This is a genomic window from Bacillus sp. S10(2024), assembly GCF_050473865.1.
Lineage (GTDB): Bacteria > Bacillota > Bacilli > Bacillales > Bacillaceae_G > Bacillus_A.
On sequence record NZ_JBFLUR010000002.1, the window covers coordinates 2,560,706 to 2,582,457 of the forward strand.

19 protein-coding genes and 5 pseudogenes are annotated in these 21,752 nt (G+C 34.1%); 7 read left to right on the forward strand and 17 right to left on the reverse strand.

Features of this window, described 5'->3' with window-relative positions:
- Positions 1-87 precede the first annotated feature (87 nt).
- Together AB1280_RS13030 and AB1280_RS13035 are read left to right on the forward strand one after the other, a co-directional pair.
- Positions 88-2,307 carry an ABC transporter ATP-binding protein gene (locus AB1280_RS13030; protein WP_429756069.1) on the forward strand — a complete coding sequence of 740 codons (2,220 nt, stop codon included), beginning with the start codon at positions 88-90 and terminating at the stop codon, positions 2,305-2,307.
- The gene (locus AB1280_RS13035) at positions 2,304-4,172 is read left to right on the forward strand and encodes an ABC transporter ATP-binding protein (protein ID WP_429756070.1); all 1,869 of its coding nucleotides are present in this window, start codon (positions 2,304-2,306) and stop codon (positions 4,170-4,172) included. The genes AB1280_RS13030 and AB1280_RS13035 overlap by 4 nt, the downstream gene beginning before the upstream one ends.
- 613 nt (positions 4,173-4,785) lie before the next feature.
- Here the strand turns inward: AB1280_RS13035 and AB1280_RS13040 are convergent.
- A complete protein-coding gene (locus AB1280_RS13040; RefSeq protein ID WP_429757339.1) occupies positions 4,786-5,505 on the reverse strand; it encodes a hypothetical protein in 720 nt (239 codons plus the stop codon).
- Positions 5,506-5,893: 388 nt separating this feature from the next.
- Between AB1280_RS13040 and AB1280_RS13045 the strand changes: the two are divergent.
- A pseudogene (locus tag AB1280_RS13045) lies at positions 5,894-6,079 on the forward strand (ABC transporter ATP-binding protein); the annotation flags it as partial.
- A gap of 131 nt (positions 6,080-6,210) precedes the next feature.
- Here the strand turns inward: AB1280_RS13045 and AB1280_RS13050 are convergent.
- The 5 genes from AB1280_RS13050 to AB1280_RS13070 form a co-directional block, all read right to left on the reverse strand.
- Entirely contained in the window at positions 6,211-6,933 is a 723-nt protein-coding gene (locus AB1280_RS13050) for a DUF975 family protein (RefSeq protein WP_429756071.1), read from the reverse strand.
- A gap of 88 nt (positions 6,934-7,021) precedes the next feature.
- On the reverse strand, positions 7,022-7,963 hold the full coding sequence (locus AB1280_RS13055) for a DUF3994 domain-containing protein (RefSeq protein ID WP_429756072.1): 942 nt from the start codon (positions 7,961-7,963) through the stop codon (positions 7,022-7,024).
- Positions 7,964-7,988: 25 nt separating this feature from the next.
- Complete coding sequence (locus AB1280_RS13060) at positions 7,989-8,954, reverse strand: DUF7018 domain-containing (lipo)protein (RefSeq protein WP_429756073.1); 966 nt, start codon at positions 8,952-8,954, stop codon at positions 7,989-7,991.
- A 23-nt stretch (positions 8,955-8,977) separates the two neighbouring features.
- On the reverse strand, positions 8,978-9,916 hold the full coding sequence (locus tag AB1280_RS13065; protein ID WP_429756074.1) for a DUF7018 domain-containing (lipo)protein: 939 nt from the start codon (positions 9,914-9,916) through the stop codon (positions 8,978-8,980).
- 458 nt (positions 9,917-10,374) lie between these two features.
- Positions 10,375-10,779, reverse strand: a complete 405-nt coding sequence (locus AB1280_RS13070; RefSeq protein WP_429756075.1) for a PH domain-containing protein — start codon at positions 10,777-10,779, stop codon at positions 10,375-10,377.
- 474 nt (positions 10,780-11,253) lie between these two features.
- Between AB1280_RS13070 and AB1280_RS13075 the strand changes: the two genes are divergently transcribed.
- Together AB1280_RS13075 and AB1280_RS13080 are read left to right on the forward strand one after the other, a co-directional pair.
- On the forward strand, positions 11,254-11,673 hold the full coding sequence (locus AB1280_RS13075; RefSeq protein WP_429756076.1) for a hypothetical protein: 420 nt from the start codon (positions 11,254-11,256) through the stop codon (positions 11,671-11,673).
- Between the two features lie 11 nt (positions 11,674-11,684).
- Positions 11,685-12,131, forward strand: coding sequence for a hypothetical protein (locus AB1280_RS13080; RefSeq protein WP_429756077.1), 447 nt, complete (start codon positions 11,685-11,687; stop codon positions 12,129-12,131).
- Between the two features lie 252 nt (positions 12,132-12,383).
- On the opposite strand, the gene AB1280_RS13085 is transcribed toward AB1280_RS13080, so the two are convergent.
- From AB1280_RS13085 to AB1280_RS13100, 4 genes and pseudogenes are all read right to left on the reverse strand, one after another.
- Complete coding sequence (locus tag AB1280_RS13085) at positions 12,384-12,698, reverse strand: DUF6572 domain-containing protein (RefSeq protein ID WP_429756078.1); 315 nt, start codon at positions 12,696-12,698, stop codon at positions 12,384-12,386.
- 163 nt (positions 12,699-12,861) lie between these two features.
- The gene (locus AB1280_RS13090) at positions 12,862-13,032 is read right to left on the reverse strand and encodes a hypothetical protein (RefSeq protein ID WP_429756079.1); all 171 of its coding nucleotides are present in this window, start codon (positions 13,030-13,032) and stop codon (positions 12,862-12,864) included.
- A 261-nt stretch (positions 13,033-13,293) separates the two neighbouring features.
- Positions 13,294-13,601, reverse strand: a pseudogene (locus AB1280_RS13095) (hypothetical protein).
- A 98-nt stretch (positions 13,602-13,699) separates the two neighbouring features.
- On the reverse strand, positions 13,700-14,629 hold the full coding sequence (locus tag AB1280_RS13100) for a hypothetical protein (RefSeq protein WP_429756080.1): 930 nt from the start codon (positions 14,627-14,629) through the stop codon (positions 13,700-13,702).
- Positions 14,630-14,982: 353 nt separating this feature from the next.
- Between AB1280_RS13100 and AB1280_RS13105 the strand changes: the two genes are divergently transcribed.
- Positions 14,983-15,423, forward strand: a complete 441-nt coding sequence (locus AB1280_RS13105) for a hypothetical protein (protein WP_429756081.1) — start codon at positions 14,983-14,985, stop codon at positions 15,421-15,423.
- Between the two features lie 443 nt (positions 15,424-15,866).
- On the opposite strand, the pseudogene AB1280_RS13110 reads toward AB1280_RS13105, so the two are convergent.
- A pseudogene (locus AB1280_RS13110) lies at positions 15,867-16,148 on the reverse strand (hypothetical protein); the annotation flags it as partial.
- Between AB1280_RS13110 and AB1280_RS13115 the strand changes: the two are divergent.
- Positions 16,136-16,314: pseudogene (locus tag AB1280_RS13115) on the forward strand (N-acetylmuramoyl-L-alanine amidase); the annotation flags it as partial. The pseudogenes AB1280_RS13110 and AB1280_RS13115 sit on opposite strands and share 13 nt — an antisense overlap.
- Before the next feature lie 377 nt (positions 16,315-16,691).
- Here AB1280_RS13115 and AB1280_RS13120 read toward each other — a convergent pair.
- The 6 genes and pseudogenes from AB1280_RS13120 to AB1280_RS13145 all read right to left on the reverse strand — a co-directional run bounded on the left by AB1280_RS13120 (position 16,692) and on the right by AB1280_RS13145 (position 21,497).
- On the reverse strand, positions 16,692-19,238 hold the full coding sequence (locus AB1280_RS13120) for a right-handed parallel beta-helix repeat-containing protein (protein ID WP_429756082.1): 2,547 nt from the start codon (positions 19,236-19,238) through the stop codon (positions 16,692-16,694).
- 47 nt (positions 19,239-19,285) lie between these two features.
- The gene (locus AB1280_RS13125; RefSeq protein ID WP_429756083.1) at positions 19,286-19,444 is read right to left on the reverse strand and encodes a hypothetical protein; all 159 of its coding nucleotides are present in this window, start codon (positions 19,442-19,444) and stop codon (positions 19,286-19,288) included.
- Positions 19,445-20,032: 588 nt separating this feature from the next.
- Positions 20,033-20,251: pseudogene (locus AB1280_RS13130) on the reverse strand (hypothetical protein); the annotation flags it as partial.
- Between the two features lie 139 nt (positions 20,252-20,390).
- On the reverse strand, positions 20,391-20,804 hold the full coding sequence (locus tag AB1280_RS13135; protein WP_272191754.1) for a hypothetical protein: 414 nt from the start codon (positions 20,802-20,804) through the stop codon (positions 20,391-20,393).
- A 13-nt stretch (positions 20,805-20,817) separates the two neighbouring features.
- A complete protein-coding gene (locus AB1280_RS13140) occupies positions 20,818-21,123 on the reverse strand; it encodes an EndoU domain-containing protein (RefSeq protein WP_429756084.1) in 306 nt (101 codons plus the stop codon).
- A 161-nt stretch (positions 21,124-21,284) separates the two neighbouring features.
- Positions 21,285-21,497, reverse strand: a complete 213-nt coding sequence (locus AB1280_RS13145; RefSeq protein WP_429756085.1) for a hypothetical protein — start codon at positions 21,495-21,497, stop codon at positions 21,285-21,287.
- Between the last annotated feature and the right edge of the window lie 255 nt (positions 21,498-21,752).

Here is a 21,752-nt window from a genome sequence, read left to right on the forward strand (position 1 = left end):
CACGTAACAAGTGGGTAAAATGAATTACTATGAAGAATAAAGTAAAAGCTAAAAAAATTAGAAACGGAAAATGGAGAGATGAATTAAATGTTCAAGATCATCAAACATTTAAAACCATTTGTTGCTTCCATCATTGCAGTTGTATGTTTGTTAACTGTGCAAGCAGTATGTGACCTATCACTGCCAGACTACATGTCTAACATTGTCAATGTAGGGATTCAACAAAAAGGTGTCGAAAACGCAGTACCTGAAGTTATTCGTAAAAGTGAGATGGATAAACTTACGCTCTTTATGAATGACAAAGAAAAGAAAGCAGTAACTGACAATTATGTACTGCTAGATAAGAACAATCTTTCTCAAAGTGAACTAAAAAATGATTTGAAAGATTATCCAAAGCTTGATAAAGAACCACTTTATAAGCTACATACAACGGATAAACATACACTCAGTGAACTAAACGATATCTTTGGGAAACCGATGTTAATTACACAAGGAATTGAAAAAGGCGGCACTGACAGTAAAACAGAAATGAAGCTTCCGCCAAATACAGATCCTTTCACAATCATTGCGAAACTGCCTCAAGATCAAATTGATGCGATGAAAGAAAAGGCAGACAAAAAGTTTAAAGACATGCCAGGCAGCATGGTAACACAAGCCGCTGTTTCATTCATTGAAAATGAATATAAAACAATTGGTATCGATACAGATAAACTTCAATCCAATTATATTCTTACTTCTGGCGGGAAAATGCTCCTTTTATCATTAGTGAGTATGGCAGCGACCGTTATCGTAAGTTTACTAGCGGCAAAAGTGGCTGCAGGACTCGGCAGAGATCTGCGAAAGAAAGTATTCCGGAAAGTTACAAGCTTCTCGAATGCGGAGTTTGATAAGTTTTCCACTGCCTCTTTAATCACAAGAAGCACAAATGATATTCAGCAAGTGCAAACACTGATGGTGATGATGCTTCGAATCGTATTCTATGCACCGATTTTGGGCATAGGCGGCATTATTAAGGTACTTACTACAGACCTTTCCATGGGATGGATTATTGCCGTTGCGGTAGTCGCAATTTTAAGCTTAGTTATTGGTTTATTTAGCGTTGCCATTCCTAGGTTTAAAATGATCCAAAAGTTAGTTGATAAAATTAACTTAATCACGCGTGAATCGTTAACAGGTATGCTTGTTATTCGTGCGTTTAATAATCAAAAACACGAAGAAAAGAAATTTGAAAAAGGCAATCAAGATTTAACAAAAACAAATTTATTTGTAAGCCGTTTAATGTCATTTATGATGCCGATGATGATGTTTATCATGAATGCCGTTACTGTACTTATTATTTGGGTTGGAGCACACCAAGTGGATATGGGACATATGCAAGTTGGTGATATGATGGCATTTATGCAATATACAATGCAAATCATCATGGCCTTCTTAATGATCTCTTTTGTATCGATTATGGTTCCACGTGCTTCTGTATCCGCACAACGTATCGCAGAAGTTTTAGATACTGACCTTTCCATTCATGATGCAGCGGAGCCAAAAACATTTGCTTCAGACAAGAAAGGTTACGTTGAATTTAAAAATGTTAGTTTTAGATACCCAGGTGCAGAAGAAGATGTACTTTCCAATATCACCTTTACTGCAAAACCTGGTGAAACGACAGCTTTCATTGGAAGTACAGGTAGTGGTAAATCCACACTAATCAACTTAATTCCGCGCTTTTATGATGTCACAGGCGGTCAAATCTTAATAGATGGCACTGATATTAGAGAAGTATCTCAGAAGGAATTAAGAGAAAAAATCGGTTATGTACCGCAAAAAGGAGTTCTATTCTCCGGTACGATTGAAAGTAACTTGAAATACGGTAAAAAAGAAGCAAGTGAAGATGAATTAGTAAAAGCGTCAGAAATTGCGCAAGCGATGGAGTTTATTAACGCAAAACCTGAAAGCTTCCGTACAGAAATATCACAAGGTGGTACGAACGTTTCTGGTGGTCAAAAACAAAGACTTTCGATTGCCCGTGCTCTTACGAAGAAATCGGAAATCTTCATATTTGATGATAGCTTCTCAGCTCTTGACTTTAAAACAGACGCGCTACTACGCAGAGCTTTAAATAATGAGCTTGCCGGAAGTACTCTTTTACTTGTTGCGCAAAGAATCAGTACGATTATGAATGCAGATAAGATCATTGTGCTGGATGAAGGAACAATCGTCGGAACTGGTACTCATGAAGAGCTTATGGAGAACTGTGAAGTTTATAAGCAAATTGCTTTATCACAACTTTCAAGAGAGGAGTTGTCATCATGAGCGATAAAAAAATAGAAAATAACAGACAAGGTGGTTCTGGCGGCGGTGGTCATATGGGCGGCGGCATGCAAAAGATTGAGAAAGCAAAAAATTTCAAAGGAACGATGAATAAGCTCCTTCAATACTTGAAGCCATATAAATTATCAATCTTAATCGTTATCCTTTTCGCAATCGGTAGTGCAGCCTTTACAATCGTCGGTCCAAAAATTTTAGGGCATGCCACAACAAAACTTTTCGAAGGACTCGTAAGCAAAGTAACAGGAGCACCAGGTGCTGCAATTGACTTTACCTATATTGGAAACATTGTCATCTTACTTCTTGGATTATATATACTGAGCGCTGCGTTTGGCATTATCCAAGGCTATATCATTTCTGGAGTAGCCCAAAAGGTATCTTATAACTTCAGAAAAGAAATCGATGAAAAAATTAACCGGATGCCGCTAAAATACTTTGATAAAACAACACACGGAGAAGTATTATCGAGAGTTACAAATGACGTAGATACAGTGAGCCAAACGTTGAATCAAAGTATGTCGCAAATCATCACATCGGTAATTACAATCATCGGTGTATTTATTATGATGCTATCAATTAGCTGGCAAATGACATTAGTCGCGCTCTTAATATTGCCAGTATCCATGATACTTATCATGGCAGTCGTAAAACGATCACAAAAATACTTCAAATCCCAACAAGAATATTTAGGACACGTAAACGGGCAAGTTGAAGAAATTTATAGTGGTCACAATATCGTTAAAGCCTTTAACAAAGAAGAAGAAGAAGTGAAAAAATTCGAAGAGGTAAACGACATCCTTTACCACTCCGCATGGAAATCGCAATTTTTATCGGGAATGATGATGCCGATTATGATGTTTATCGGGAATATCGGTTACGTTGCTGTATCAATTTTAGGCGGATGGCTTGCAGCAAAGAGAACGATCGCAGTTGGAGATATTTTAGCCTTTGTACAATATGTGAGAAACTTTACACAGCCAATCGCTCAAGTAGCGCAAATCGCGAACGTACTTCAATCAACAGCTGCAGCTGCAGAAAGAGTCTTCGAATTTTTAGAAGAAGAGGAAGAAGTACCAGAATCAGAAAATCCTGTGAAGCTAGAAAAAGTAAACGGAGAAGTGAGCTTCAAAGATGTTGAGTTTGGTTACAATCCAGATAAAACGATCATCAACAACTTCTCAGCAGATATCAAACCTGGCCAAAAAGTTGCAATTGTCGGCCCAACTGGAGCTGGTAAAACAACAATCGTAAAACTATTAATGCGTTTCTACGACGTAAACAGTGGTGCCATTTGCATAGACGGTCACGACATAAAAGACTTTACGCGAGAAGACCTGCGCAACATGTTCGGTATGGTACTCCAAGACACATGGCTATTTAACGGATCTATCATGGAAAACATCCGTTACGGCCGCTTAGACGCAACCGACGAAGAAGTCATCGAAGCAGCAAAAGCCGCACACGTGCACAGCTTCGTCAAAACACTACCAAATAGATACAACATGGAACTAAATGAAGAAGCAAGCAACGTATCCCAAGGACAAAAGCAATTACTCACAATTGCCCGCGCCCTTCTAGCGGATCCGAAAATATTAATACTCGACGAAGCAACAAGCTCCATCGACACGCGTACAGAAGTACTCATTCAAAAAGCGATGGAAAACCTCATGGAAGGCCGAACAAGCTTCATTATCGCTCACAGATTATCAACAATCCGTGATGCCGATTTAATCCTTGTGATGAAAGATGGGGATATTGTAGAACAAGGTAATCATGAAGAGTTATTGAAGGCTGATGGGTTTTATGCTTCGCTTTATAATAGTCAGTTTGAAGGTGCGGATGCTTCTTAAGATTGATGGGACACTCCTCTTTTTTAGAGGAGTGTTTTTATTTAATAATGAAGAACGAACATTTGGGCATTATAGAGGATATATTTTGAAGAACTTGCTGTGAACTACTCGCCACTTAAATTCTAACAAATTTTGAAGTGGAAGCTTCTCAGTTCCATGACGAAAGCAACCTTTCGTCTCCCTGAGCGTTACTTCGGGTTATTCCACCCCTAGATGTCCAACGCTTGGACGTTCTTTTTTACGGTTGATATTTTACGCAGGAACCGAATGGCTTGGTTTTCGCACTCTGTTTTCTTCCTGCAACCTTATATATTAAGTTATCAAAGAACTTCATATGTCTAGTTTATCAAAACTTTTGGGCTACCGCCCTTCACTCGCTTGAGGAAGAAGAATTCTTTCGGATAATTTCGTTAAATAAAATAAAACCTCCACCCTTAACAGATGGAGATCGCTAGTTTAACATCATTCCAAATCAAAGTTACATAAAACCTCATCAATTTGGTTAACTATGCCTTTTGCTTATTTTCAAAACATGTAAATATGTATCTAATATGACCATGTAAACACTCAGCCACAAATATATGCTTTTACAACAAGACTGAGAACTCTATGTTTATTTATTTATTTCTATTTTCTCTACTGCCATTGCTGGAATACTAATGTCGCCACCCATTGTAGATTTATAAGTAAGTATACCTGCAGATTTCCCGCTCACAGTAACATTATCATTTTCTAATACTCTTGAATCTATAATATTACTTTTATAAGCAACATATAATACTGTCTTATAATTATCATCAACCGCTATTCTTAATTGTGTTTCTCCCTTACCTTCCATTACCTGGAGTACTTTTCCAGTAAACTTAGCTTTCTTCCCTTTAAACTCATCTGGTGTTCTAGCTAATTGATCATAAGTGATCCCCGTATCATACCCAATTCTTTCTTCTTCTTCTTTTGCTGCTTTTTCTGCCGCTGCTTTCTCTGCTGCTGCCTTATCTGCTGCTGCTTTCTCTGCCGCTGCTTTTTCTGCCGCCGCTTTTTCTGCTGCTGCTTTCTCTGCTGCTGCTTTCTCTGCTGCCGCCTTTTCCTCTGCTGTTAATTCTTTTTTCTGTGTAACTGAAGCTGATTTGCTTGATGAATTTTTTTCTTCATGACTAGAAGTCGCTCCAAGTAAAACAAACAATACTATTAAACCTATTCCAAAATACTTTAGTACACTTTTTCTATTTCGTTTTTCTGTATCTCCCCATCTAACTACTAATTGTGGTTTGATCATACCTACAACTAATGCTACCAAACATACTAGAAATAATAATAAAAATAAATTACTCAAATTAATTAGTCCTCCTATATTAAATCGAATTAAAAATTTATTATATACAAATATTATATTCTCACGATTTAATATTTTTTTCAATATTAAATTCCCTTATTAATTTGTCAGATTTCACATTTTCGCTCAAAACAAAAAAATCAACCAACAACCCGAAGCACAAATAATAAGCATATTCCAATAAAATACCCTCTAGAATTCATACAAAGCCCACCTACCACTACTGATCAAAAACTTCAATCGTCGAAACAAAAATGCAGAACTCAAACAATTTATAATACGTAAACAAATTATGAAAAATCTAAAAGGCATGGACTTGTTACGATACCAAGCTCATGCCCAAATTTTATAAAGCGACTTTATTTTGACGTTCCTGTTTTGCCACAAACTAAACGACGAAGCAACAAGCTTCATCATCACCCGCAGATTATCAACAATCCGTGATGCCGATTTAATCCTTGTGATGAAAGATGGGGATATTGTAGAACAAGGTAATCATGAAGAGTTATTGAAGGCTGATGGGTTTTATGTTTCGCTTTATAATAGTCAGTTTGAGAGTGCGGATGCTTCTTAAACAAAATAGAAGAAGCTTTACACTTTTAATGAATCGTTAAAAAACAAGAGGCCACCAAAAAGCGAAAATTTTTGGCGGCCTCTTTTGCATAAATCAGTTACTTTTTGAAATTCCCTCTTAATATTCTCTTTCTAGATAACCGTTTTCTCTTCCAGAACTGTATCTCTATTCGCTAAATTCAAGTAGAAATGCGTTATTGTTATCATGTAATATGGATAGATCCAAAGATACCCAATAGTAAGTGTAAAATACCCCAAAATAAGCCATCCAATAAAACTTAACCCTAGTATGAATAAATCTAATTTATGTCCTTTCATCATTTGTTGACTCTTTTTAAGCGCTTCACTTGCTGTATATTCTGGATGATCTAACATGATATAGTAAGCCATAGAATAAGAGAAACATTTTATAATACCTGGAATAATCAACAATAAACTCCATAAAAATACGTATACACTCATTAACAAACCTAACTTTATAGATTTAAATACATTATTTTTACGAAATCCCTCGAATAAATCATCAATTGTAGTAGATTCTTTTTTCGCCAAACGCAATGTAACATTATAATATCCATAAGCCATAATGCCTTGTACACCTATTAAAACAATACCTATAATTACGAAAGTAAGTACATAAGAAATAGCACCTGCTGCATTTAACGTCTCGTCTCCTGCAGTCGAAGCACTAGCATTCATGATTTCACTAAATAAGATGCACAGAAAAAAAAGGGGAAATCCGATAATAATCGTGCCAATAGTAGAAATAATATAATACAGAAACGAAGCCCCTGCCCCTAATCCCCATCTACCTTTTAGTGAAGATAAGGCTGCTTTTTTAAAATCACTGATCAATTTAATCCCATCTTTCCTTTTATTTGTTGTCACTTAAATGAATAATAATTTTACATAGAGAATAATGGCATCTTTTAACAACATGTATTTATTTTTGCTTTGTAAAACGGTATGTTTGGAAAGTATCACCATCAAATAGTTGCATTTTACTATCTGTAAAATTTTGGACTTTATATGATACAGCACTTCTTTGTGGTATAAAAGATTCTCCGTCTTGATACGCTTTCTTTATAATTAACTTGAATTCACTCTTATCTTTATCATAAGACCATGTTCCTGTTAAATAATTCCTTTTACTAGGATACTCGTCTTTTGAGTATACCTCAAACGTTTTATCGTCTTTAAGAATATAGGTAGGTATGAATTTACCGTCTTTCTCAAAACCCCAAGAACCTACAAACTCTTTACCAGTTTTTGTTGTGTTTTTCTCAACGGAATTTGCATCTATACCTGCTTTCTTATCTAACTCGTTTAAATCGTTTTCTGTTATCGAACTACCCCTCTTTGAATCTTCTTGCTTTTTAAATAAGGTTGTTTTATTTGCCTCTTTAGCTACATTGTCCCACAACTCTTTTGCTTTCTTTAGTTCTTCTTCGGATTCTTTTACCGTTGCTAGGTGAGACTCTGACGTTTTATCTTCATCAGCATTTGCTTTCTTACTTAACTCAAATGACTTCTTGAAATGACTTGTTGACTCGACTATGAGTTTTTGAATGTCTTTAAACTCATTTGGTGGATTTATCTCTGCTAACTCATCAGTCAACCGAATTAAGCCATCTAACCGTTCTTCTAGTTTATTATTATCTTTTTCAGTTTTCTCTAGTAACTTATTGTATTCTGTATACCCACCATCAAAAGCTAGAATGAGGAAGCTTAATTTCCCTGCATAGTCATCTTTAGATAATTGTTTAGTAGTGGTCGTCTGTTCTTCTATCTTATCTCTTTTAACAGTTGATACTTTATCTACCCCACCGCACCCCGCTAAAAGCATGATAGGGATTACGACTGCTAGTGATTTATTTACTTTCATGCTTCTAATACCCCTTACTGTACTCTTATTGCTTTACATATCTAGTTGTAGTTTTTGCTTTTTCATTGTATAGTTGCAAATTCTTTGTATCGTAGTTTTGTACTTTATACTCTACATCTTTCTGAATAACTTCTGCTTCTGTACCATTTGCAATTTGTTTTGAGATATGAAGTTTTAATGTCATGCTAGACTTATCATATTCCCATATACCTTCTGCATAGTTTGTTTTGTTTGGGTAATCTCCTGCGGTATAAAGTTCAAACCCCTTAGGACTCCCGCCTTTTAAAATAAATAAAGGATTAAATTTACCGTCACGTATGATACCCCAGTTTGCAATTATCTCAGTACCATCTACAATGTTTCTTTTAACATTCTCATACTCTATTCCAGAACTTGTAGTTGAATCTTTAAGTTCTTTCGACTCTAACCCTCCACCTTTAGACTTTGTTATTTCATTTTTCATATCTTTGTAGACTGCAATCCAGTATACATCACCTTCGCGTAAAAGAGTTTCAGCCTGTTCAACAATCTCTTTGTCTGTTCTCTTATCATTTGAGTTTGACTTATCTCTTGTATAGCCGTCTTTTAGTACAGATAATGATTTCTTATACTTTACAATTGCCTTTTCAATATCTTTTTGAGAGTTTATATATTTATTAGGTGGATCAATTGCTTCAAACTTAGCAATTACCTTGTTTACACTATCTATACTAGATAAAATGTCTTCCTTAGTTGCACTACCTTTAAGAGAATTATCTAGTCTAGTAGTTAATGTTTTAAATTCCGAATCGAATTCATTACCTAAGTCTATTAAATATTGTGGATAATCTTCTGCTAAGACTCTTACTTTCTTAACATCAGACTCTGCCTTTACCTTAGAAATCTTTGACTCTTCTGTTTTTACTTCCTTAGAAGATTTTTCTGTGGTTGCACAACCACCTAATAACAACATAACTGGTACTGCGATACCTACTAGTTTCTTTGCTTTCATAAACATATACCCCTTTATATGATTTATTTATGTTTTACCGCTGTTATCACTGTACCTTTATCATCTACGATTTTAAATGAGTTACCAGTGAATGACTTAACTGTATATGGTACTAGACCTCTCATCTCGTTTTTACTGTATGTCTTACCGTCTTTTACAAACTCTGTTGGGTATAACTTCAGTTTCTTCTCGTCTGCATTGTAGTACCACTCACCGGTCATATGGTTGTCTTCATATGCCTTACCTTTACCTGTATCATCAAATCCAGTGAATGTATGATCTTCTCTAAATTCTAATGATTTGTGGAATACAGTTCCATCATAACGCCCCCAAGAACCATACCACTCACTACCCTCTTCTGAAATTGTAATTTCACTTCCGTTATCTGCTTTCGTGTCTGACTTTGTAGTTGGACTGTCAAACTTTACTCCTGTTTTGTCGCTTATGGAGTTTGCTTTATCTATATTTGCTTCTTGAAGTGGCTTATACCCCTCCACCATATAATCGTTACCTTCTTTAATCTTTTGCATTAAATCTTTTGCCGTTTCTTTATCAGTAGACCCACCTTTTACAATCTTAGCCTGTTTTGCGTATGCTTCTGAATAACAATCTACCCCTTTTAAGATTGTCTTATGAGCGTCTGCATACTCTTTAGGCGGTTCAATTTGATGGAACTTCTTGATTATCTTTTGTAAGTTTTCCTCTTCCTTTAAAATTTCTTTTGTTAACGTCTTCTCATCTTTGTTCTTATCCATTGCCATTTCTGTTATTGTAGCAATTTTACCCATTAACTCAGATGATAAACCAGTCATACGTGTTGGGTATAATTCTTTTGATAACTTCTCTTTCGTTTCTTGTTTTGCTTCTACTTTATCTTTTGGCTTGTCTGCTGATGAATTTGTTCCGCAACCCCCTAATACCATTAACGGAATTGCAAAACATAGTAACTTATTTGCTTTCATGGATATACCTACCTTTTTTGTTTTTATTCCCCATCCTTATGTATCGTATCATTCACTTATTTCGTAGTCAAAAAAATCTTCTATACTTGTAAAGTTGAGCATAAGGCAAGATTATTTCTTGTCTCGTCTGAAAAAAGCAACTTGCCGGAAGAAAGAGAAATTCTATGAAACAATGAAGTTTGAATAGTATGTATCCAAAATTAGATTCCGCTTTCATAAAAAAATAGTTAACCAGTATAGAATCCATACTTGTTAACTATTCATAATATCAGGCAGCATCACTTATGATTATCCATTGTATTTTATGGTTTAAAAATAAGAATTCAACCCGCTATAAGCCTTAATTCAAACTAGACTCAAACCAACTTAAAACAAAAAACAATAAGTAACCAGTATAAATAGTGGTTATCATTACCACATTCACTATGTTTACAAATGTCTCTGTCCATTACATTTCATTAACCATACAATTTTTCTAACTCTACTAGGCTCTTTTTGTGGTTTGATAAACCAACTGTAAAACTGTTCGGTTTCATTTCGAGTACCCCTTTGTCCTCTATTAACTTTATAGTGACATTGGATTTAATCATACCTCTCTTTACACTTACTTTCTCTACTTTATCTAATTCTAAATAAACAATATTCTCAGTAGGATCACCAGTTGCAGGGCTTAACTCTATTAGTATGATTCTCTTACTTGTGAACCCTACAAGATAATGTTTATTTAAAGCAAGTGCACCTAAGCCAAAAGCTAAATATTGAGAATGAGATGCCATTTTCATAACATAGAAGTAATGAACATAAGTCTCACCTTCTACCATTAGTTTATCGAATAATTTGTCTGCATTTGTGTTCGTTAACATCTTTTATTCCCCTTTGTTTTAGACTGAAATGATGGTTATTTTACCCTTAAACGTTTAAAACAACCAGAATTAAGTACTATAGTTACCATATATTCCACAAATTCACATGTCAATTTAAATAAAAAAGCACCTGCTCGTCTATGGTAGATGAGCAAGTACTTTAAGTTTATTGTAAATACAACCATTTTATAGTGACTAGCAACCTATAATAATACAACTGTCATGAGTTGTTACTTTCAAATCCCACCCGTTTTCTGTTCAGTTTACAAATATAGACTAATTTGTAATACTTCGCTATTATAAAACGATGGTTAATATATGTAAAAACATTAACTTGAATCATATTTTTGAAGGGTGGTATTGTAATTTGAAACGCACTGTAGAATTTATAATCGGCTTAATCGGAGGAATCTTAGGACTCTTACTTTCAAGAACTAAAGTCCATATTACATAAATAAAGGGGATACAGACGAAATGAGCGGTATAGGGAACTTAATTGAAAATCATGTTGAGACTTTGTTTCTTATCTTTGTAAGTATAATTGTACTGATATTTCAAAGTATTGTCTTTGTAAGAATAGTAAGAGACTGGTTTAAAAATAAAGATATAGAGAAGTTAAAACAAGATAAACAGTATATTAAGAAGTTAACTATAGTATACATAGGAATTATGGTAATAGGTGCTATAACAAACTTACCTTTATTCGGATTTATATTGTTAGGTTTTATGTCTAACACTATTATATTAACGTCTTTAAAGATAGAATTGTCTAATACAAAGTCAAATCAGTTGAAGACTGTAAAGAACTCAAATTTCATGTTATGGTTTGTAATAAACGCTATGCACTTAGTATTATTCTTTATTGAGGAAATAAAACTTATTAAAAGTATTTAGGGGATAGATTTATGGATAACGATATGACTTCTTATGCTTCACTGATGAACTATATAATAATTGCATTACAACTAGCTATTTTTCTAATGGTGGTTCTTTACTTTATTAAGAAAGACTTATTAATAGCTATAATTAAGAAGATGATAAAGAAAGACATTAAGATAGAGGATATAGGTCTTTTAAATTTAGTAAGATACTTATTATTTAAAGGTATTGTTATTCAAGTAACAGTTACATTGATTTTAAGCTTTATGTACGGATTATCCCAAGTAACACCTGTGTATGTAAGCTTTGTAACAAACATTGTTCTTTTAATATTTTTCTCATTTGAATTAAACTATAAAATGGATAAGAATACTTTTAATAAAACAAAAAGAAATGTATTCTTAATACTGTCATTCATTGTCACAGTGGGGTACTTTTCAGTAGTTTTAGACTTCTTTAGTCAACTATATTGACAAACCTATAAAAATATACACTAGTTAAGTAGTATATTTTTATATCATATGGGGCTGACAATTATTTACGTTTACGAAGCATCATCAGAACACTCAAAAAACAAGAAAATCCCGTGTTTCACACAATGCAAACTTTATTAGAGACGGGAAATATAGAACGATTTTCAACGAAATAAATGAGGTTTCGCTCCGATGCGAAACCTCTCTTTATCTTGGGTTTTTATATGGTAGCTGAGTAGTTACGAATAATTTTTATTCTGGTAAATGAATGTTGATAAAAATGCCAGTATTGTTTAACTGACTGGAAACAGTATTAAGAAATTCCACCCCATTTTTTGAAATTCCATGTTGAAAATGTATATCAATTATTTTTTTCTCAAAATTGTCTCCATAATCTTTAACATATTGTTTATCTTCAAGATACACTAAATAATTGTTTATTTTTTCCTGCAGTACATCTAGATGCATATCTTCATATTCCCAGTCTAGATAATCTATTATCATCAACCTTAAATGTTTATTCTCTACTCCAATCGCATCTATTTGTTCTAAATCTGTAACTGCCATCTTTTCTTTTCTCCTATCCTATATGTTTATTACAGTAATCTACAATATATCATATATACATTTACCTTCATTGCTAAATCTAGCATACTCATGTTTTTGTATCAGCTTTGTTGCAATATCCCTAACTTCTTTATATTTTTCTGCTTTTATTAATAGTAACATATTAACCAGCTCCAACCGCTGTAACAGCTGCATCCAATGGAATAGCAATTGGTGATGCTGTCCCAACAGTTATTCCTTCTAACAATATGGTTCCAATATTAGATCCTGTTACAAGAGCATAATCACCTAAAATTCCTACAATAGATCCAACTCCTGATACAACATCCCCCACAAGATTTCCAGCTTGAAAGGTTAGCTTGCTTTCTAATTCATCACTTCCAGTTAGTTACTGGTGATACGGTTAGAAATAAAATTACAAAACGCTCAGCTTATGAAGTAAAGTATAGATACGCTGACTGAATTTATGTTGAAGGTGTTGAAAATTGGTTATATTTTGATGAGTCATACGTAAGTTGGCTTAGATAATGAAGAAAGCCGACTTCATTTATTTTAAGTTCTTTTCAGTAGTTTCGAACTATAACCATTAAAATTTCTAAAGCAACTCAATCCCCACTTGTTCTAAAAACTTAACTTTTAATCTTTCAGCATCGTTAACACTAATTATCATATCATTTCCAATCTTCTTGATGTTTGTAACATCCTTAAAATCGCCAGAAAATACTATAAAATCATTCCTAGACTACATGTTTGTCTATAAACATCCATAGTTAAAACTAACTTGAAAATTTTATTATCCTTATAAGAATAAATTAATTCCCCTGCTGCTAAATCATCTGCTATACTAACTGGTTCACTCAAAAAAAGTTCCAATAGTTCATATTCATCATATTTAATAAACATTCTAACTCACTTCCTTAAGAACTCGACTCTTTCACGACTATTCTTCTTGTAAATATTTTTTCACGATAAATTCAACTTTTTCTCTCGTGGTTAAATATTCAAAGGAAAAACATCTGAAACTTTTTATTTGGTTTTTCAGATTGTAAAAAAGAAGAAACATTATATATTTCATCAATTAGTTGCGGGTTTTTCTTAAACTGCAGCATATCATTACTAAACTGCAAGGTAACATCATAAGCCGCACAATCACTGTCTTCCACATGGGAACAAGATATCTCTTTGAATGCTAAATGTTCATTTTCAACACCATTGGTTTTCCCAGCCAATTGGTTTCTAATGAGATACGTCCAGTACTCTTCAGACTTGTTTTTCATAACTAATAAAAGTTGTTCTTTTGTGGTAATATTTTGAATGTCTTCCAAATAAAAGTAAGTAAGACGACTTTTATTATCTAATATTTCAATTCCAGTGATTAGTTTGTTGTTCTTTTGAACGACTTGTATGAGTGCAAATAAACGATCTAGTTCGTTTGTTTCAAATTGGCTAAAATCCAGTTTTGGAATTGTTTTTAATGTTAAAAACAACTCGGATGTTGGCTTTTCATCAACTGAACTTCTTTCATCAATTCTATACTGCAGCACATTTTCACCTTGAGCAGGCTCATACCCTAGTTTTTCAATTTGTCCTAAAAGCGGTTTAAATGATTTATATGCTTCGTAAGTATGTAATCCATCTTGGTATTCGTCACCAAGAATTGATGAATAAAATAACCCATCTACTTCCACACGGAATTGAATGTTTTTGTTATCTTTTACTTGAACAGTATGCCAAGTATGACCCATATTCCCTTCATGAATAGCACCTCGGCTTGATACAATTACATCTATTCCATATTTATTTTTTATGTAAGTTTCTATTTTATCGTTACCTTGACTTTTATATAAAAAATAGATAAAGCCGCCTATACTCCCAATGAATAGAATAATAAACAAGGTGACGATGGAAATGACAATCCCTATTTTTTTCATAATCTCCCTCCCCAATGATTATACTATTATCTCGGGTGGGATTTTCAATATATTTGTTGCTCCATTAGTAGAAATCTTAAGAATAGAGCCTATTTTTAGAAGTTGATTACACAATATGTGCTGAGGGAATAACAAAGGCTTCCGTTTGGACTTCCGTCCACTCCCTCCCATCCAAATTTTATTAATTATATATGGGATGTGGATTTAACTGTTTACCAAAAAGATAAGCCAAAATATCTTAATAAAGAAGGAATTTCAGCTTTTCTTATTGCACAAACGGGTAAGTAATAACAATCGAAGGGATATATGTTAATATTTGTTTGAAGATTATTTAAATTTAAGGAGATTTAACTATGGAAATGATAAATAAAATTTTAAGTGATTTTGCTAAGGCTAATGCAGATCAGTATGTGAGTAATTATTATAGTCTTATTCTTTTATCGGAAAATAAACAGGAAGATATATATGAACTTTCAAAAAAGGCTACATACGCTACTAGTCATGACACAATAGAACTCATACAGTTGAAAGAATGGAAAAAAGATTTCCTTATTTGCCAATATCCTACTGGTGAAGCATCTTGGTTTGGAAGAATACCACATGGATATGATTTAAATGGATTGACATCAAAAGAATATATGATAGAACAGTTACTGAATGAGTTTGGACAAGAAGTAGAAGAAGTGTATTGGGTTAAATTAGATCCAGGAGGTTATTATGCATGTTGTTATGAAGAATATATATTTAAAACGAATAAGGGGATTTATTTTTTTAGTATGCAAGTACATGATTAAAAAGATAAAATACTTGGCATCCGTAAAGAAACAATCTATTTTTATCAATATTTTTTCAAAACGGATTCGTTTTATATACCGTAGAATAAGAATTTGTGTGCTGTTTTTAATCGAACTTTATTCCAAATGAATAGTTTCACGATTCTTACTGTAATTTCTTGAATAGGCCCCGTCCACTCCATATTCAATTCTTGTATACTAATAGATAATAAAAAAGAAAGCCCACAATAAAATTAGCCTTCAAAGTGGATTTTCCTTTTTATATTTAAGACTAAAAACTATTTTCTAATTAAACGAGCCTACACTCTCTATTCAATAAGACTTCATTTTCGAACTGTAATTCATTTAATTTTTAAATCTATTTTTTGAGTATCTAAAGATAATATTCTTTTGAGTTGGACTTTTTTTAGTATTCCTTAATATTTGTTCACTTCACTTTAAAATTATGAACAGTAAATAGGAATTAATTCTCGTTTGAAACCCTCGTACATTTCAAAGACAATTTCCATAATTTCTTTTAGTTCATCATAACTATGAAAGAATATTGTAGGTACTTTTTCTATATCGTTTGATAATAATCTTAAAAACATATCCCACAAGTCTCGAGCTCTTACTTCTTCCTTATTTATCGCAGTCCAAATCAATTCAACAATTCTATATTTTAATAAAATATTAAACTCAAGGGTATATACACCCTTCTTTTTTACTTCTTCAAAAGAAAAGTACTATTTACTTATCCATTGCAAGAACACGTGTTGTATCTAAAGTAAACAATCTACGTTTCTATGATGAACATTCTTAGCATGATAAAGATGTGGCTGCACTGTGAATGCAAGGTTAGGATTCATAATTGATGCAAAAGTATATGTGAACGGATCAGAGCAACAGCGTTGAAAATAAGCAATTGAAGAACTAGGAATTACTGATGTTTCACAAATTTTACTTTTTAATAACGAAGAGAAAATAAAAACGAGTAGAATCCTTCTTGTTAGTCAAATACATCCCTCATTTCCTAATAATATCAATATGCATAATATACAGACAGGACTGAATACAATATCAACATTACGAAATGAAGCAAAAATCCTACCTCATGAAGAAGGAACGATCCTTTTTCACACCTCCAGAAAAAAAGTCATCCTTTCTGTGTATTTTAAAAAAAGAATAACGTTTTTTACACTTGAGGATAGTCATATTTCTTAAGTTGACGGTACTCCATATAGAAGAAACAAAAAAACACGCGGTGTAGGTGCACCACGTGTTTTCAGTTAATTCGGAAGCTCCTGATTCCCGTTTACAATATCCTTTGGCTTTACCTTCAAAAATGCCTTGTGTAAAATGTTGTTTTGAACGCGATAAGCTGGTGCATTGACGCCGCCATAAATCGTGCTAATGCCTTCAACCGCTGCACCTGTTGTGATGGTATTGCCAGTGATGTTTGCTTGTTGGCCCTGGAACGGTTTGTCTTTATTCCAATAGTCTCCCACTTTGATAACCGCTTTGTTCATCCCTGGCCGTAAGCCAGAGATAATCGTGTTATTGACAACATTGATTTGTTTCCCCATTGGGATATTGAGTACAGTTGTATCACCATTGATATCAAATCGAGAGTTTTGAATCGTAACATTTGCGTCTTTGCTTCCGACGTTAAATGTCCCTTTTTCTGCCTTAAATGTACAATTTTGAAAGGTGTAAGTGCCGTTATAGTCGACATGTGTACCGCCAGTCGCAGTTGGACTGGATTCAAACATGCAATTGTTATAGGTCCCTGGTACGAATGAAGTACCAGGGTGATTGAGCACTTTCAAGTTGTCAAAAGTACTTCCGTCTGGTGCTTGGCCGCCCACTCTTCCTCCGTTTATGGTTACATTACTTACATGAACAGGGTTGACCCACACATTTAAATCCATATTGTTTAATGTAAGGTTTTTCGCTTCGATTCCAAACGGGACACGACTTGAAAGACTTAACGCCGTTTTATCAAATGTCATGCCTTCTATCACCGCGCGAGGTCCTGTGATGTTCATCAGTCCATCCTTTATGCTGTTTCCTTTAAACGTGATATCGTGATAAGCGTAAATACTACTGGCATCAAATGTATTATTCTTGATATATGTATTTGTGAATGGTTCGGAAACAGCTAAACCGATTTTCCCTCTTGATCCAAAGTGATTCCCTTCAACAACCCCATCATGTCCATCATATAAAATGACATCGTATTTGTTATTGTTGTAGAATTTGTTGTTTTTGATGAAGATGTTTTTGTTCATCATCCCGTTTTCACCGTATCCGCCCTCTACGTCAATGCCAGATTCAGGCGCAACACCTTTAATATCATGGAAGACACTGTCTGTGATGGTTACATGGTCCGCGCCTCCCACTGTGATACCTTGACGCCGATTAAAGGAAAAGTCAGAATGTTTTACGGTCACATTCGTTGCTAATGCCTTGCTCCAAAACTCCCCGTATACACCGCTCGTATTTGCTTTTTTAAACACCGCTTTAAAGGACGCTGCAGATTTTGGAATTTGAACCACTTCTTTTTTAGTATTGACACTGTAGCTAGATAAGAAGGAACCATCTGCTCGATAAAAATAGACATCATAGAGATACGGCAAATTTTTTGCATTTGGCATTTCAAAATAAGGTTCTGTTTTGAGGATGTCCTTTGTGAATGGGATCGGTGCTTTCAATCTAATTTTTGTGGGATCTGCCACTTTGTTTCCATTTGTATCAAGAGAACCCGATTCAAAATGCTCTGGATAGATGTCTTGCAATAATGTTCCTTTCCCACCAATACCCGCACCATCACCTGTGAAGTTTGTTGCTTTAACGCCGTCAATTGTCAAGTTTTTGGCCCCATATACAGAAATGCCGATTCCATTTTCATGCGTACCAGGAAAACTCGGTCCTTGTTTTTTCGAATAGTCATGCGTATCTTTATCACCTTTGTATGTCCCGCCTTTTAATGTGACGTTGTCGGCACCGTACCCAACACATACAGTTGAATATACTTCCCTTGCGTTTGTTTCTTTCTGAATCACAGCATTTTCATCTAACCAGAATGTGATATTCGGAACCATATTGATACACGCGGAAGGGTCATTCCACAAAGCAGGATTTTCTTTTTTTACCATGTACGTTCCTGCTGGAACCTTGAATGTTTTGATGGCATTTGCTTTTGCGAATTGGAGTGCATCGTTCATTCCTTTTGTTGATTCAATCGGATGCGTGCCATCGTTTGAAATATGCCATTTTTCTTGCTCTTTTTTGTTTAACTCATAGAAAGTACCATCTTTTTCTACCGTTTTGAGGGCAGCTTGTTCACCTGCCGCCGCCTTTACTTGCACAGTCCCATTTTTCAACCTGCTTCCGTTGATCGAAGTTTGAAACAGTCCCTCTTTATTTGCTGTAACGTCTGCAGAAACTTGTTTTCCATCTACATCTGTCACTTCAATGTGAACAGGCGTATTTGCTTCTGCCGTGCCTTCTACTCCGTAAGAAGATTGATTGTTGTAAATCATACGTTGTAAATTCCCGAGTGCTACGTTTGTTTTTTTTGTTTCTTTTGTTTCTTTTGTTTCTTTTGTTTCTTTTGTTTCTTTTGTTTCTTCTGTTTGCTTTGCCGCTATTTGGGTAACAGGATTACTTGTGAATACCCCATTTGTTTGCACGAAACGGTTTCCCTCTGCACCGTCCCATTTTTCATATTTATTTGCGACATGTACCGTGGCAATCGGAATCGGTTTCATGGTATTCCCAGTTTCTGTGTGCAAACTATTTTGAAGCAATAACAATAGAGCTGTCATCACCATTATCGATACTTCACCTCTTTCTATATAACCATTTCAACTCAATCGTTTTAAGATTGTTTGTTGGGATCTGATTTCTCCCTTTCTTTTAACTTTTTCTCTATATTGTAAACGATTGTAATCATACATAGAATTATAAGCGTTACGATTCCAATTGTTGTATAAGAACTTCTCCATAACAAGCTAACGACGCTTCCGATTACAATCATAAAATAGCCGCTTCTTTTCAAAACATTGATTCCACACGACATCTACCGTTTGCGACCAGTCACACCGCTTCCCTTTTGCTTGATGAAGAAAAGAAGTTATCGTTTATTTACATTATTCTCATTACCAAATATAAAGAATCAGGAAAGGCGAGAGTTTCACCGTTTTTATTTTATTCACGAAAAAACATGATACCATTAAGAAAAACAATTTGGCAAGGGGGAACAACATGAAACACGTAATCAAATCGAAAAAGCAAAGAAACCATATGATTATTCCTTTGCTTGGTACCTATTGGTTTGTTGCACAAAACCAACATCTTTAGCAAGATATCGTAAGGTATTTGGGGATAAAAAACTTTGAATTTCTTGAGCGAATAGCTGCAATTCATCGGATCCAGAAATAGACATACAAAAACGCCATTCTTTCCTATGATTCATGAGAAAGAATAACGTTTTTTCATTTTAGGGGTGTTTACTCTTCTTAAGTTGATGGATATATGTTGGTACCCCTAAAGTCCCTAGTTCCACAAATAGAGTTAAAACATTAAAATTTGTTATGAAGGCGGTAATACCATAAATCACCATAATAGATAATGTTCCTGATGCGGGACTGAAACCTTTCCCACCTTGAACTTCTGCAAGACCTTGCGCAATACTCGTAGCTAGTTGGAGTGCTGTATCATAATTACTACTAGAAGTAGAATTGAATGCACGTAGATGTTCTAGCTTTTCTTGCAACTTTCGTTTCATAAAATCAAAAATACCCATCATAGCTTGCATGCCGGGCAGGGGATTACTAATTCCTTCACCTGTTTTTACTATTCAGTATGGACCAAGAAGGGTGTGTTTTAGACATGCGGGAAAAACTAAGTCAACTTGTATAGTAAAGATAGTAGAGTTCCTTTTTTATTTAGTTTAAACAATTCTGTTTCTAAAGATAAAAATACTAAGACTGTTTATTTTGCTGTAAAAATGCTTCTAAAATTCTCTTAACTGGTAGACTGGCGTTTTTCAGTAAATTCTCTGCTTTATTTATTACTTGCTTGTTGGAAGCAAGTATTTTTTTATATTCTTCATTGTTAAAAGAACGCAAAGAATCTATTACATATTCAGCTACTTCATCATTCTCATTGAGTAAATCTAGTAATAAATTGAATCCATTCATTCCAGTATCTTCATCTATGCAATATACTAATCTAATTTTATACTTATCATCTCTGTCTTTTAGACCTTGAACCAATTGTTCCCAATCAATGTCAGTAAATTCACTTATCAACTCTTGTACATACATAAATTCATCATCATAAAAGTAGTTATCTGAGCTATTTTCAGATAATACTGCATCTACTTTTTTATACATTAATGTTCCTCCTCTATTCGGTAAATCCACCTGGTAATAGCGCATTAATTTGATCTGTTGGATATCCACTAACCACATTGTTACCTATTTTGATTACATCAATTTCTACGCCGTCAATAATTCCCCTATGAAAAGTTGCTCCATCTCTTCCTCTAATACCTATCGGGGAAGAATTACAGATATCAGTTATACTATCTAACATCTTTGGATCACTCCAACCATTTGGAAATATTGTACTATTTTTTATCTTAGCCAATTTTCCATCAGGGAATTGATTCGTATATTTGATATCTTTCGTACCATTAAGATACTCATTCAAAGAAAATGTAATTTAGCTATTAGTCTTTCGTTCTTTTCTATATTTTTTCACGAAAAATCCAACGTATAGTAATTCCCACGCTAAATGCCATGAGAAGTAAACAGCCAAAATATTTTAATCCCATATATCCTCTCTCTTCTAAAAATAAGAATACACAGGCTTTATACTTCGTCAGAAAACCGCTTATGTTCTTTAAAAAAGTTAGCTGCGACACAACAAGTGATTCCAACAATAAGAACAATAATTGATAACGTTTTATTTGTATGTTCAATCGGTATAATATCTGTAATCACATTCAGCATGACAAGGCCCCAAACGAATAAAATCATTCCAGAAGCAAATAATGTTTTTCTTATTAGCGAACAATTATTCATAACTTTACCATTTTTACCATATATATCAATTTTATCACAAAAACAAACGATAGAATTCTTTTAATTGTCTTTCATAACGGGATGCACATGCCCATCATGATAAAGCTTTTTAATTACATAACTACACTACGTAAAAAAGCCGTTCTCCTATAAACTATGGTGTGAAGTAGCGACAAAAGATAGATTCACGGTAAGTATTATACTTGGAAAAAATCTTTTGTTTTAAACTTAAAGAGCCATAAGTAATACTTATCC

Excerpts from the sequence above, each read along its gene's own strand:
- AB1280_RS13030 (WP_429756069.1), top strand. The coding sequence starts at position 88 with ATGTTCAAGATCATCAAACATTTAAAACCATTTGTTGCTTCCATCATT.
- AB1280_RS13035 (WP_429756070.1), top strand. The coding sequence starts at position 2,304 with ATGAGCGATAAAAAAATAGAAAATAACAGACAAGGTGGTTCTGGCGGC.
- AB1280_RS13055 (WP_429756072.1), bottom strand. The coding sequence starts at position 7,963 with ATGAAAGTAAATAAATCACTAGCAGTCGTAATCCCTATCATGCTTTTA.
- AB1280_RS13060 (WP_429756073.1), bottom strand. The coding sequence starts at position 8,954 with ATGAAAGCAAAGAAACTAGTAGGTATCGCAGTACCAGTTATGTTGTTA.
- AB1280_RS13065 (WP_429756074.1), bottom strand. The coding sequence starts at position 9,916 with ATGAAAGCAAATAAGTTACTATGTTTTGCAATTCCGTTAATGGTATTA.
- AB1280_RS13070 (WP_429756075.1), bottom strand. The coding sequence starts at position 10,779 with ATGTTAACGAACACAAATGCAGACAAATTATTCGATAAACTAATGGTA.
- AB1280_RS13075 (WP_429756076.1), top strand. The coding sequence starts at position 11,254 with ATGAGCGGTATAGGGAACTTAATTGAAAATCATGTTGAGACTTTGTTT.
- AB1280_RS13080 (WP_429756077.1), top strand. The coding sequence starts at position 11,685 with ATGGATAACGATATGACTTCTTATGCTTCACTGATGAACTATATAATA.
- AB1280_RS13085 (WP_429756078.1), bottom strand. The coding sequence starts at position 12,698 with ATGGCAGTTACAGATTTAGAACAAATAGATGCGATTGGAGTAGAGAAT.
- AB1280_RS13100 (WP_429756080.1), bottom strand. The coding sequence starts at position 14,629 with ATGAAAAAAATAGGGATTGTCATTTCCATCGTCACCTTGTTTATTATT.
- AB1280_RS13105 (WP_429756081.1), top strand. The coding sequence starts at position 14,983 with ATGGAAATGATAAATAAAATTTTAAGTGATTTTGCTAAGGCTAATGCA.
- AB1280_RS13120 (WP_429756082.1), bottom strand. The coding sequence starts at position 19,238 with ATGGTGATGACAGCTCTATTGTTATTGCTTCAAAATAGTTTGCACACA.
- AB1280_RS13125 (WP_429756083.1), bottom strand. The coding sequence starts at position 19,444 with ATGATTGTAATCGGAAGCGTCGTTAGCTTGTTATGGAGAAGTTCTTAT.
- AB1280_RS13135 (WP_272191754.1), bottom strand. The coding sequence starts at position 20,804 with ATGTATAAAAAAGTAGATGCAGTATTATCTGAAAATAGCTCAGATAAC.
- AB1280_RS13145 (WP_429756085.1), bottom strand. The coding sequence starts at position 21,497 with ATGAATAATTGTTCGCTAATAAGAAAAACATTATTTGCTTCTGGAATG.